This is a genomic window from Enterobacter cloacae complex sp. P24RS, assembly GCF_014982165.1.
Taxonomy (GTDB): Bacteria; Pseudomonadota; Gammaproteobacteria; order Enterobacterales; family Enterobacteriaceae; genus Enterobacter; species Enterobacter quasihormaechei.
The window spans coordinates 111952-124152 of record NZ_JADCKU010000004.1; the positions used below are offsets into that span (position 1 = coordinate 111952).

Below are 12201 nucleotides of genomic sequence, written 5' to 3' on the forward strand. Positions count from 1 at the left end.
CTCCTGAGGCCAAAAACATTGCGTTAGCACATTATTGCCAGCGAGAAATCTCAATCACCTCCCCGCCGGGCGGAATATCTTCCTCATCGTGGGTGACCAGCACCACCGGGATCCTGCGCTGACGAGCGATCTCAAATACCCATGCGCGGAATGAGGCGCGCAGCGCTTTATCCAGACGACTGAACGGCTCGTCGAGCAGCAATGCCTGCGGCTGAGCGAGGAGGGCGCGCAACAGGCTCACCCGGGCGCGCTCGCCGCCGGAAAGGGTAGCCGGATCGCTGGCGTAGTGGTTTGCCAGCCCGGCAGTGTCCAGGGCCTGCTCGACCGCCTCGCGCCGGGCGCGCCCGGCAACGTGTGCCGGCAGCGCCAGCATCAGGTTTTGCCCCACGCTGAAGGCGTCAAACAGCAGGGCATCCTGAAAGAGAATGCCGATCCCGCGCGTTTCCACGGGAAGCAGATCGCAGCGACGATCGTTCAGCCACAGCTCGCCGTGCGCCTTAAAATCAGCGGATAACGCGCCCACCATCCAGGCGAAAAGGGTCGATTTCCCGCTCCCGGATGGCCCCATCAGCGTGACGATTTCGCCCGCCGGGACGCGGAAGTTAACCTCATGAAAGAGCGGCGAAATGGTGAGATTTTTCACGTTCAGCATCAACGTAATCCTTGTCTGTAATGGCCTACGAGGCGGGAGAGCAGCGCGGCAAGGGCAAAGACGCTGCTGGTCAACAGCAGCAGACCCAGCGCCCGGTTAGCCAGGACGGGCACGCTGCCGCCGCTGCTGAGGGCGACGGCCTCCGTCGTCAGGGTGGTGAGACGGCCCGCCCCCAGCCAGAGGGTAGGCATGTACTGGGCTATGCTCACGGAAAAGCCGGCTGCAAAGGCCAGCAGCGCCGGGCGAACCATCAATGGGCATTTTACGCGCCAGAAAATTTTCGCCCGTCGCCAGCCCAGCGTTCTGGCGGTCAGGATCAGACGGGGATCGATCCTGCGCCAGGCCGGTTGCAGCACCAGAAGCATCCACGGGATGACCCAGAGCATATGGCTCCAGAGCACCGCAGCGTACTCGCCGTCGATGCCCAGCCACAGCGCAACGGCATACTGCCCGGATACGAGCGGCAGCGCCGGGAGGGCAAGCGGCAGCCAGATCCACACCGCGCCGCGCGGCGGCCCCCACTCAAGCCAGAGCAGGATGATTGCCAGCGCTATCAGGCTCGACAGCAGTCCCAACGAAAGGCTGTCGCTGACGGGGCCGACGTCGTCCCGGCGTGCCAGCAACAGCAGGACAAGCGCGCAGAGCACGCCGCACAGCGGCAGTAGCGCGCCCAGCGTACGTGCGGGCAGCACGAAATGCGAAGGACGACGGATCCCGGAGGTGTCCGGCCCGGCGCGCCGCCATGCCGTCCAGAGGCCGTAACCTGCGGCCGCCAGCGCGGCAAGCAGCAGGAGTAACACCAGACACAGCAGCGTTCCCTTGGTGTGCTGCTGCGCATCGCCCTGGGTGAGCCACTGCCAGGCCAGTACCGCCATCGTCGGCGGGTTGCCCGGCCCGAGCACAATGGCCACATCCACCGCGGAAAGCGACCAGGCCAGCACCGCCAGCATCACGGCGCCCAGCGCCGGGGCGATGGCCGGAAGAATGAGCCAGCCGAGCGCCTGCATCCGCCCGTAGCCGAAGGTATGCAGCACGATTTTCTGCTGGGCGAGGCGCTTTTCAGGCAGCGCGGCGTAGATCGCCCACAGAACGAACGCACTCTCTTTGACCGCCAGCGTCAGGCCAAGCCCGATACCGTAGCGGTCCAGCTGCGGCGAGCAGAATGTACAGAGCCGGTAAAACTGACCGCCTTCCGCAAACAGCAGCAGCGCACTGGTGGCGAAGGCGACGTGCGGCACGGCTAACAGCCACGGCAGGCGGGCGCTCAGGCGTTGCCAGCCTTCACCGGGCCAGAGAAGCGCAAGGAGGCTCAGGGCGATAATCAGCGAACCCAGCGTCGCGATCAGCGCTGACACCAGCGTGGCGGCCAGCGCCTGCGGCAGCTGTGGGTCGGCGAACAGCGCCGCCCAGTTGGCGAAAGAGAACGCCGGAGCCAGCAGCATGCCGCTGGCGGGAAGCAGCGGCAGATAGATCACCGCCATTGCTACCCACACCAGCCCGCTTAGCGGGTTCCGTAGCGGCGAAGCCATTCCTGCTCCAGGGCGTTCACCCAGGCGGCGTGCGGTTCGGGAAGCACATCTGGGGTGTCCGAAGGGGTAAAGGCGCGAAGCTGTTTTGCCGCTGTCGCAGGCAGTTTTCCGCCGTCCAGCACGCTCGGGTCACCCCAGACGGCAGGATCGGCTTTGCGGATCTGCGCCTGGGGTGACAGCAGGAAATTCGCCACCACTTTTGCGCCCGCGCTCGCGCTCGCATTTGCCGGGATAGCGACAAAATGCACGTTACCAATCATGCCCTGGCTAAAGCCGAAGCTGTAGCTGTCGGCAGGCAGTTCACCGCTCGCCACCTTTTGCTGCGCGTGGGCCGGATTAAACGTCAGCGACAGGTTCAGGCTGCCGCTGGCCAGCAGCATATCCATGCGCGCAGGCGAGGGAGGAAAATCGTTCCCTTCACGCCACAGCAGGGGATGCAGCGTATCAAGATAGCGCCACAGCGGCGCGGTAACCTGCGCAAAGGTATTATCCGGCGCCTTTTTCAACGCCTCCGGATGGGCGGTCAACGCCAGCAGTAGCTGCTCAAGAAACGCGGTGCCGGTAAAATCAGGAGGACGCGGATAGCTCACCTTGCCGGGGTGTTGCTGAGCGTAAACCAGCAGCGCGCGGGGATCTGCCGGTGGCGTCGGCATGCTCGATTTCCGGGCAATAAAGGTTAGCTGCGCGCCGCCCCAGGGGGATTCTGCGCCCTCGGTAGGAAGGGCAAAATCTTCCGTCACCGGCTTGCGGGTATCGACATAACGCCAGTTGGGCAGGGTTTGCGCCCAGCCGGTGAGCAGCAGGTTCGCCTCTTTCAGCGTGCGGAAGTTTTCACCGTTCACCCAGAGCAGATCCACCGACCCGTTACGGCTGCGTCCTGCGGCCTGTTCCGTCTGGATCCGCTTCACCGCGTCGGCGGCATCGGCCAGGTGAACGATCTTCAGGTTGATGGCGTAGTGCGTTTTCACTTCGCCGCTCACCCAGTCGAGGTAGCGATTAACGGCCTCATCGCCGCCCCAGGCGTTAAACCAGACGGTCTGCCCGCTGGCCTGCTGTTGAATGGATTGCCAGCTCTGGGCTGCAAAAACGGGCGTTGCCAGCAGCAGACCCGTCAGAAACGCGCAAAAACGCACCCGGCGCATAATGCCTCACTTTTTAATCGAAGGGATGTATCGGGAAAACAGCCGGCGCGTAGCCAGCGGTAATAACCCCAGTAGTGTAAAGGCGAACAGCAATCCCGGCGACAGAATATCGTGCAGCGAGGTGAGTTTCCCCAGTTCGCGCCCGGCGTTCAGGTAGATGACGGTGGCAGGCAGCATGGCAAGCTGGCTCACCCACCAGTAGTGACGCACCTTAAGTCGGGTAAGGCCCATCAGCAGATTGACCAGAAAGAATGGAAACAACGGCATCAGGCGCAGGGCAAAAAGGTAGCGCGCGCCGTCGCGATCCATTCCCGCATCGATCGTGTTCATCTGTGCAGCAAAGCGCCGTTGCACCCAGTCCCGCAGCAGATAACGGCTGACGAGCATGGCAAGCGTGGCGCCGAACGTCGAGGCAAATGAGACCAAAAGCGTCGCCTCCCACAGGCTGAAAAGCGCCCCGCCGAGCAGCGTCAGAAGCGCGGCCCCGGGTATCGACAGCGCGGAGACCAGAACGTAAACCGCAAAATAGAGCAGCGCGCTCTGAAGGGGCGCCTGCTCCACACGATTGAGCAACGTTTGCTGGTGCATTTTTAACGCGTCGAGGGAGAGGACGCCCGGAGGAAGCAAAACAACGATCAAAACAAATGCGCCCAGAAGGGCGCACAGGAGAGTGATTTTTTTACTGTTCACTGAGGATTACAGCTTGAATGTTGCCCATACCGGCGCATGGTCGGACGGCTTTTCCATGCTGCGGATATCATAGTCGATACCGGTTTCAATGCAGCGCTCGGCCAGCGGGGCGCTTGCCAGCAGCAGATCGATTCGCAGGCCACGGTTGTCATCGAAGCCTTTCGAGCGGTAGTCAAACCACGAGAAGCGGTCCTGAGTCTGTGGGTTGGCATGACGGAAGGTATCCACCAGTCCCCAGCCGAGCAGGCGCTCCATCCACTCGCGCTCCTCCGGCAGGAAAGAGCATTTGCCGGTGCGCAGCCAGCGCTTGCGGTTCTCTTCGCCGATGCCGATATCCAGATCCGTCGGGCTGATGTTCATGTCGCCCATGATCAGCACTGGATTCTCTTTTTTGAGTTCGGTTGCCAGGTAGTTTTGCAGATCCTGATAAAACTTCGCTTTAGCCGGGAATTTGGTTTCATGATCGCGGCTTTCACCCTGCGGGAAATAGCCGTTGATGACGGTAACGTTGCCGAGTGCGGAAGGAATTTCCGCCATAATGATGCGGCGTTGCGCCTCTTCACCGTCCCCCGGGAAGCCACGACGTACCGAGACCGGCGTAGCTTTGGTCAGCAGCGCAACGCCGTAGTGGCCTTTCTGACCGTGGTAAAAGACGTTATAGCCCAGCTTCGCTACCTCTTCGAGCGGGAACATATCGTCGTGAACTTTTGTCTCCTGCAAGCCGATCACATCTGGCTGATGTTGCTCAACAATCGCTTCAAGCTGGTGAGGGCGGGCACGCAGGCCGTTGATATTAAAAGAGACAAATTTCATAGTCGCTGCCAATGCAAGGTGAATAGTGCATGGATGGTAGCAGAATTTACGTCGTCTGTTATCCGCTTCGCCCAATTACTGCGACAGATAATGCCAACGGTGCAATATTTGCACCATTTCGACGCGCGTTGCCCTCAAACAGGGCGTAAAGGACCAATAAATTTCGCGAGCGATCACAATTCCAGAATTATATTTGGTCTCTGCATACTCTTTCTTGTTTTCATGCGGCAAAGCGCCGCTTGCTGTAAAAATATTCACTATTTATGCAACAACAGTGAATAATTCCATATTGTAACTCGTTGATATTCTGTTACCACAACCCGTTTATGCATTTTTATCGCTGGCTGGCACGAACGCTGCAATCTACATTCACAGTGCAAACACTCAATTATTTAACATTTAAACAACCTTTTATTTACCGGATGAGGTCGCTATGTCTCTGTCAGTTACGCGTGAAAATTTCGATGAATGGATGATGCCGGTATACGCTCCGGCGGCTTTTATTCCGGTACGTGGGGAAGGCTCTCGCCTGTGGGATCAGCAGGGCAAGGAGTACATCGACTTTGCGGGTGGTATTGCGGTGAATGCGCTGGGCCACGCAAACCCGGCGCTGCGGCAGGCGCTGAACGACCAGGCGGCAAAATTCTGGCATACCGGTAACGGGTACACCAACGAACCGGCGCTGCGCCTGGCGAAAAAGCTGATCGACGCCACTTTCGCAGAAAAAGTCTTTTTCTGTAACTCCGGTGCGGAAGCGAACGAAGCGGCGCTGAAGCTGGCGCGAAAATATGCGCACGATAAATTCGGCGCGCACAAGAGCGGCATTGTCGCCTTCAAAAATGCCTTCCATGGCCGCACGCTGTTTACCGTCAGTGCGGGCGGTCAGCCCTCGTATTCTCAGGATTTTGCGCCGCTGCCGCCGGATATCCGTCACGCCGCTTATAACGATTTACACGCTGCCAGCGAGCTGATTGACGATAACACCTGTGCGGTGATCGTGGAGCCTATGCAGGGTGAAGGCGGCGTCATGCCCGCTCAGAAAGCGTTCCTGCAAGGGCTGCGCGAGCTGTGCGATCGTCACAATGCGGTGCTGATTTTTGACGAAGTACAGACCGGCGTGGGCCGTACGGGCGAGCTATACGCCTACATGCACTATGGCGTGACGCCGGATGTGCTGTCGACGGCCAAAGCGCTCGGCGGCGGTTTCCCGGTGGGAGCGATACTGACCACCGATACATTTGCCAGCGTGATGACCGTGGGCACCCATGGCACCACATACGGCGGTAACCCGCTGGCAGCCGCTGTCGCCGGGCAGGTGCTGGATATCATCAATACCCCTGAGGTGCTTAACGGCGTGAAGCAGCGTCACCAGTGGTTTGTTGAGCGTCTGACCGCCATCAATAACCAAACCGGGCTGTTCAAAGAGATCCGCGGTCTGGGGCTGTTGATTGGCTGTGAGCTTGCCCCTGAGTTTGCCGGAAAAGCGAAGCTGATTTCACAGGAAGCGGCAAAACAGGGCGTGATGGTGCTGATTGCCGGTGCCAACGTGGTGCGGTTTGCCCCTGCGCTGATCGTCAGCGAGGAAGAGGTCAGAACCGGGTTAGATCGTTTTGCGCTGGCCTGCGAACAGGTGAAGTCCGGGGTGTCATCATGATGGTCATCCGTCCCGTTGCGCACGGCGATCTCGCCGGGCTTATGCAGCTTGCCGGTAAGACAGGGGGCGGGCTGACCTCGCTGCCTGCCGATGAAAAAACGCTGTCGGCGCGCATTGAGCGCGCCCTGCAAACCTGGCAGGGGACGTTGCCAAAGAGCGAACAGGGCTATGTGTTCGTGCTGGAAGAGACCGACACGGGAACCGTGGCGGGGATCTGCGCCATCGAAGTGGCCGTCGGGCTTAACGATCCGTGGTACAACTACCGCGTCGGCACGATGGTCCACGCCTCGAAAGAGCTGAACGTTTACAACGCGCTGCCGACGCTCTTTCTCTGTAATGACCATACCGGCGCCAGCGAGCTCTGCACGCTTTTCCTCGATCCGGACTGGCGCAAGGAGGGCAACGGCTATCTGCTCTCCAAATCGCGCTTTATGTTTATGGCCGCCTTTCGCGACCGCTTCAACGAAAAAGTGGTCGCCGAGATGCGCGGCGTGATTGATGAGATGGGCTACTCGCCGTTCTGGGAGAGCCTGGGTGAACGCTTCTTCTCCATGGAGTTCAGCCGGGCGGATTACCTGTGCGGCACCGGTCAGAAGGCGTTTATCGCCGAGCTGATGCCGAAGCATCCTATCTATACCCATTTCTTAACGCCGGAAGCGCAGGCGGTAATTGGTGAAGTCCATCCGCAAACCGCCCCGGCCCGCGCGGTGCTGGAGAAAGAGGGATTTCGCTACCGTAACTACGTCGACATCTTCGACGGCGGCCCGACGCTGGAGTGCGACATTGACCGCGTGCGCGCCATCCGTAAAAGCCGTCTGGTCGAGGTTTCGGAAGGCCAGCCCGCACCAGGCGAATGGCCGGCCTGCCTTGTCTCGAACGAGAATTACACCAGCTTCCGCGCCATGCTGGTGCGAACCAACCCGGCATGCGAGCGTCTGGTGCTGACGCCTGCGCAGCTGGATGCCCTGAAATGTAACGCCGGCGATACGGTTCGCCTGGTGCGACTCTGCCCTGAGGAGAAAACAGCATGACTCAATGGATTAACGGTGACTGGGTAACGGGCGAAGGTGAGGCGCGGATCAAAACCAATCCGGTGGGCCTGGAGGTGCTCTGGAAGGGGAACGACGCCAGCGCCGGGCAGGTTGAACAGGCCTGCCAGGCTGCTCGCCGCGCGTTTCCGGCGTGGGCGAAACGGCCATTCTCCGAGCGTCAGGCGCTGGTTGAGAAATTTGCCGGATTGCTGGAGGCGAACAAGGCCGAACTGACGCGTATCATCGCGTCCGAAACCAGCAAACCGCGCTGGGAAGCGGCAACCGAAGTCACGGCGATGATCAACAAAATCGGTATATCGGTGAAGGCGTACCACGCCCGCACCGGCGAGCAGCATACCGATATGCCGGACGGTGCCGCCACGCTGCGCCACCGTCCGCACGGCGTGCTGGCGGTGTTCGGCCCGTATAACTTCCCCGGTCATCTGCCGAACGGGCATATCGTACCCGCGCTGCTGGCGGGGAATACCGTCATCTTCAAGCCGAGCGAGCTTACGCCGTTAACCGGCGAGGCGGTGGTGAAGCTGTGGGAGCAGGCCGGGCTGCCGCCGGGCGTGCTGAATCTGGTGCAGGGCGGGCGTGAAACCGGTCAGGCGCTGAGCGCGCTGAGCGACATTGACGGCCTGCTGTTCACCGGCAGTGCCGGAACAGGCTATCAGCTGCATCGCCAGCTGGCGGGGCAGCCGGAAAAAATTCTGGCGCTGGAGATGGGCGGCAATAACCCGCTGATAGTGGAAGATCCGGATGATATCGACGCCGCGGTCCACCTGACCATTCAGTCGGCATTCATTACCGCCGGGCAGCGCTGCACCTGCGCCCGTCGTCTGCTGGTGAAACGCGGCCCGCAGGGCGACGCGTTCCTGAAGCGCCTGGTGGACGTGAGCGCGCGTCTGACCCCCGCGCAGTGGGATACCGAGCCGCAGCCGTTTATCGGTGGGCTGATTTCCGAGCAGGCCGCGCAGAATGTGCTGAAAGCCTGGCAGGAGCATGTGACGCGCGGGGCGAAAACCCTGCTGGAGCCGAAACAGGTCGCGCCGGGCACCTCGTTACTGACGCCCGGCATTATTGAGATGAGCGGTGTTGACCCTGTGCCGGATGAAGAGGTCTTTGGCCCGCTGCTGTGCGTCTGGCGCTATGACGATTTTGATGCGGCGATCGCGATGGCCAACAACACCCGCTACGGCCTGTCGAGCGGCCTGATATCGCCGCATCGCGAAAAATTCGACCAGCTGCTGCTGGAAGCGCGCGCCGGGATCGTGAACTGGAACAAACCGCTGACCGGCGCGGCGAGCACCGCGCCGTTTGGTGGCGTGGGAGCGTCGGGCAACCATCGCGCCAGCGCCTGGTATGCCGCCGATTACTGCGCGTGGCCGATGGCAAGCCTGGAAACCCCGGCGCTGACGCTGCCGGAGTCGCTGAATCCTGGGCTGGATTTTACAGAGGGTGATACCCATGAAAGCGCGTGAGGTTAACTTTGACGGGCTGGTGGGGCTGACGCACCACTATGCCGGGCTGTCGTTCGGCAATGAAGCCTCGACGAAGCACCGCTTCCAGGTCTCGAACCCGAAACTGGCGGCGAAGCAGGGGCTGCTGAAAATGAAGGCGCTGTCCGATGCCGGTTTCCCGCAGGCGGTGATCCCGCCGCAGGAGCGCCCGAACGTGGCCGTGCTGCGCCAGCTGGGCTTCAGCGGCACGGATGAGCAGGTAGTGGAAAAAGCCGGTACGCAGACGCCACAGCTGCTTTCCGCGGCCAGTTCAGCCTCTTCGATGTGGGTGGCGAATGCTGCCACCGTCGCGCCGTCGGCGGATACGCTGGACGGCAAAGTGCATCTCACCGTTGCTAACCTGAACAATAAATTCCACCGCGCCAGCGAAGCGGAGACCACCGGGCGCGTGCTGCGCGCCATTTTTAATCATGAGGCGCATTTCGAGGTGCATCAGGCGCTGCCGCAGGTTGCGATGTTTGGCGACGAAGGGGCGGCAAACCACAACCGTCTGGGCGGCGACTATGGCGATCCGGGTTTGCAGCTGTTTATCTACGGACGAGAAGAGGGCGGCCACGCCGCACCGGTTCGTTATCCCGCGAGACAAACCTTGGCCGCGAGCCAGGCGGTGGCGCGGCTGAACCAGGTGAATCCTTCTCAGGTGATTTTCGCCCAGCAAAATCCGCAGGTGATCGACCAGGGCGTGTTTCATAACGACGTGATTGCCGTTTCGAACCGCCAGGTGCTGTTTTGCCACGAACAGGCGTTTGCCCATCAGGAAAAGCTGCTGGCCACGCTGCGTGAACGCGTGCCGGGATTTATGCCGATTCAGGTGCCCACGCAGGCGGTAAGCGTGCAGGATGCCGTCGAAACCTACCTCTTCAACAGCCAGCTGTTGAGCCGGGAAGACGGCAGCATGATGCTGGTGCTGCCCCAGGAGTCCCGCAATCATCAGGGCGTCTGGCGCTATCTCAGCGAGCTGGTGCAGGCGGATAACCCGATTGATGAACTCCGCGTATTCGATCTGCGGGAAAGTATGGCCAATGGCGGGGGACCGGCATGCCTGCGCCTTCGCGTGGTACTCACGCCGGAGGAGATGCAGGCGGTAAATCCGGCGGTGATGATGAACGACACCCTGTTCAATACCCTTAACGACTGGGTGGATCGCTACTATCGCGACCGTCTGGTTCAGGCCGATCTGGTTGATCCGCAGCTGCTGCGCGAAGGCCGCGAGGCGCTGGATGCCCTGTCGACCATCCTGCAACTGGGATCGGTTTATCCGTTCCAGCGCTAAGGAGACGATATGGAAAACTTACTGGCGCTGACGCTGGCTGGAAAGATACCGGAGCGGCACGAGGGGGAAGGCTCCTCATTCCACTGGCGATGGCTGGGACCGGGCGTGCTTGAGCTGACGCCGTTGGAGGAATATGACCTGTCGCTGCTGCTCTCCACCGGCATTCACGGAAACGAAACCGCACCCGTGGAGATTGTCGATCTGTTGCTGCACGCGCTCTGTCGCAAGGAGATCACGCTGCACTGCCGTCTGCTGGTGGTGCTGGGAAATCCGCCTGCGCTGGCGCAAAACAAACGGTATCTCGTGAGCGACCTCAACCGCATGTTTGGGGGGCGCTGGACGCAATTTCCAGAGAGCGATGAAACGACGCGCGCGCAATGGCTGGAGGAGGTGGTGACGACGTTTTTTGCCGGGGCGGGGGCAACGCGCTGGCACCTCGATCTGCATACGGCCATTCGCGCCTCGTATCATGTGCGTTTTGGCGTTTTACCGCAGCGAGACCAGCCCTGGGATGAAGCGTTTCTGGACTGGCTTGGCGATGCCGGGCTGGAGGCGCTGGTTTTCCACCAGACGCCGGGCGGCACGTTTACCCATTTCACCTGCGAGCGTTTTGGCGCGCTTTCCTGCACCCTGGAGCTGGGAAAAGCGCTGCCGTTCGGGCAAAACGACCTGACCCGTTTTGCTCCTACGCATCAGGCGCTGCGGGCGTTGCTCGCAGGGGTTGCGCCGGAACACGCCCGTGAACCCGTCGTGCGCTATCGGGTCGTGCAGCAGATCACGCGCCGCAGCGAGGCTTTCCATCTTCATATGGCGCCCCATACGCTGAACTTTACGCCGTTTCGACAGGGAGTCCTGCTCGCGGAAGATGGTGAGACCCGCTATGCGGTACAGCACGCCACGGAATATGTTTTATTCCCTAATCCGTCGGTCGCATTTGGTTTGCGGGCCGGCTTGATGCTGGAAAAAATGTCCTGATCGTTTCCCCTCGCGTAGACCGGAGGGGAAGTGAAGAATAAATTTCTTAGCGATAAAAGCGCTCTTGTATAGTTTGCGGAATTTTCCTGGAGTATTGCTTTATTATTAAACGGCACTTCGTTATACTTCTCCATAATCTCTTTAAAATCATCCTGTTGAATATTTTTGTTTCATCTCTCCACGCTTTTTCCTTAATTTCTCCATAATTGGCGAAAACGTGTTTTTTATACTTTCATTGTTTTACCGTTGCTCTGACTAATTGACGATAAACCCCGTAAAGTTAATCTCGTCAACACGGCAAAGCGCCGAAGAATAACTGAAAGTAAGGAAAGACATTATGCGTAAATTAACTGCACTGTTTGTTGCCTCTACCCTGACTCTGGGCGCTACCAGCATGGCGTTCGCCGCAGATACCGCGACCACTACCGCCGCGCCGGCTGAAGGCAAAATGATGATGCATCATAAAGGCAAGCCGGGTATGCATCATGAGATGATGATGTTTAAAGACCTGAACCTGACCGACGCGCAGAAGCAGCAGATCCGCGACATCAGAAAAAGCCAGCGTGACCAGATGAAGCGTCCTCCGCTGGAAGAGCGCCGCGCGATGCATGACATCATTGCCAGCGACAGCTTCGATAAAGCAAAAGCAGAAGCGCAGATCGATAAAATGGCCGAGCAGCATAAAGCGCGCATGCTGGCCCACATGGAAACCCAGAACAAGATTTACAACATTCTGACGCCGGAACAGAAAAAGCAGTTTAATGCCAATTTTGAGAAGCGTCTGACAGAACGTGCAGCGCCGGAAGGTAAAATGCCTGCACCAGCCGAATAATCGGCTCACTCTCTTAAGACCGCCGGGCTCCTGTCTACAAAAGCGAAAACGCTGTGGACAGGACCGGCGGTTTTTCTTTTGCCCCAT

At 59.8% G+C, this 12201-nt stretch carries 11 protein-coding genes; 6 read left to right on the plus strand and 5 right to left on the minus strand.

The window, feature by feature from the left end; genetic code table 11:
• Positions 1 to 31: 31 nt before the first annotated feature.
• From INF58_RS05070 to xthA, 5 genes are read right to left on the minus strand one after another with little or no spacing between them, the layout of a single operon-like run.
• A complete protein-coding gene (locus tag INF58_RS05070; RefSeq protein ID WP_063866444.1) occupies positions 32 to 652 on the minus strand; it encodes an ATP-binding cassette domain-containing protein in 621 nt (206 codons plus the stop codon).
• Entirely contained in the window at positions 652 to 2181 is a 1530-nt protein-coding gene (locus INF58_RS05075) for an ABC transporter permease subunit (protein ID WP_193527150.1), read from the minus strand. Before INF58_RS05075 ends, INF58_RS05070 begins: the two co-directional genes overlap by 1 nt.
• Entirely contained in the window at positions 2154 to 3314 is a 1161-nt protein-coding gene (locus INF58_RS05080; protein ID WP_193527265.1) for an ABC transporter substrate-binding protein, read from the minus strand. Before INF58_RS05080 ends, INF58_RS05075 begins: the two co-directional genes overlap by 28 nt.
• 15 nt (positions 3315 to 3329) lie before the next feature.
• Positions 3330 to 4013, minus strand: a complete 684-nt coding sequence (locus INF58_RS05085; protein WP_193527151.1) for a TVP38/TMEM64 family protein — start codon at positions 4011 to 4013, stop codon at positions 3330 to 3332.
• Positions 4014 to 4019: 6 nt separating this feature from the next.
• Positions 4020 to 4826 (minus strand): exodeoxyribonuclease III, encoded by an 807-nt coding sequence (gene xthA, locus INF58_RS05090; RefSeq protein ID WP_193527152.1) that lies wholly within the window; start codon positions 4824 to 4826, stop codon positions 4020 to 4022.
• Positions 4827 to 5259: 433 nt separating this feature from the next.
• On the opposite strand from xthA, the gene INF58_RS05095 reads away from it, so the two are divergent.
• The 6 genes from INF58_RS05095 (at position 5260) to spy (ending at position 12114) form a co-directional block, all read left to right on the plus strand.
• Positions 5260 to 6480: an aspartate aminotransferase family protein gene (locus INF58_RS05095; RefSeq protein ID WP_063866448.1), complete on the plus strand. Its 1221-nt coding sequence runs from the start codon at positions 5260 to 5262 to the stop codon at positions 6478 to 6480.
• Positions 6477 to 7511, plus strand: a complete 1035-nt coding sequence (gene astA / locus INF58_RS05100; RefSeq protein WP_193527153.1) for an arginine N-succinyltransferase — start codon at positions 6477 to 6479, stop codon at positions 7509 to 7511. Before INF58_RS05095 ends, astA begins: the two co-directional genes overlap by 4 nt.
• Complete coding sequence (gene astD, locus INF58_RS05105) at positions 7508 to 8995, plus strand: succinylglutamate-semialdehyde dehydrogenase (protein WP_193527154.1); 1488 nt, start codon at positions 7508 to 7510, stop codon at positions 8993 to 8995. The genes astA and astD overlap by 4 nt, the downstream gene beginning before the upstream one ends.
• Positions 8982 to 10307 (plus strand): N-succinylarginine dihydrolase, encoded by a 1326-nt coding sequence (gene astB / locus INF58_RS05110; RefSeq protein ID WP_107535164.1) that lies wholly within the window; start codon positions 8982 to 8984, stop codon positions 10305 to 10307. Before astD ends, astB begins: the two co-directional genes overlap by 14 nt.
• Before the next feature lie 9 nt (positions 10308 to 10316).
• Entirely contained in the window at positions 10317 to 11282 is a 966-nt protein-coding gene (gene astE / locus INF58_RS05115; protein ID WP_193527155.1) for a succinylglutamate desuccinylase, read from the plus strand.
• A gap of 337 nt (positions 11283 to 11619) precedes the next feature.
• Positions 11620 to 12114: an ATP-independent periplasmic protein-refolding chaperone Spy gene (spy, locus tag INF58_RS05120; RefSeq protein ID WP_193527156.1), complete on the plus strand. Its 495-nt coding sequence runs from the start codon at positions 11620 to 11622 to the stop codon at positions 12112 to 12114.
• Positions 12115 to 12201: the final 87 nt, after the last annotated feature.

What these genes read in the sequence shown, in the direction of transcription:
- INF58_RS05070 (WP_063866444.1), bottom strand. Translation starts at nt 652, where the DNA reads ATGCTGAACGTGAAAAATCTCACCATTTCGCCGCTCTTTCATGAGGTT.
- xthA (WP_193527152.1), bottom strand. Translation starts at nt 4,826, where the DNA reads ATGAAATTTGTCTCTTTTAATATCAACGGCCTGCGTGCCCGCCCTCAC.
- astB (WP_107535164.1), top strand. Translation starts at nt 8,982, where the DNA reads ATGAAAGCGCGTGAGGTTAACTTTGACGGGCTGGTGGGGCTGACGCAC.
- INF58_RS05075 (WP_193527150.1), bottom strand. Translation starts at nt 2,181, where the DNA reads ATGGCTTCGCCGCTACGGAACCCGCTAAGCGGGCTGGTGTGGGTAGCA.
- astD (WP_193527154.1), top strand. Translation starts at nt 7,508, where the DNA reads ATGACTCAATGGATTAACGGTGACTGGGTAACGGGCGAAGGTGAGGCG.
- astE (WP_193527155.1), top strand. Translation starts at nt 10,317, where the DNA reads ATGGAAAACTTACTGGCGCTGACGCTGGCTGGAAAGATACCGGAGCGG.
- spy (WP_193527156.1), top strand. Translation starts at nt 11,620, where the DNA reads ATGCGTAAATTAACTGCACTGTTTGTTGCCTCTACCCTGACTCTGGGC.
- astA (WP_193527153.1), top strand. Translation starts at nt 6,477, where the DNA reads ATGATGGTCATCCGTCCCGTTGCGCACGGCGATCTCGCCGGGCTTATG.
- INF58_RS05095 (WP_063866448.1), top strand. Translation starts at nt 5,260, where the DNA reads ATGTCTCTGTCAGTTACGCGTGAAAATTTCGATGAATGGATGATGCCG.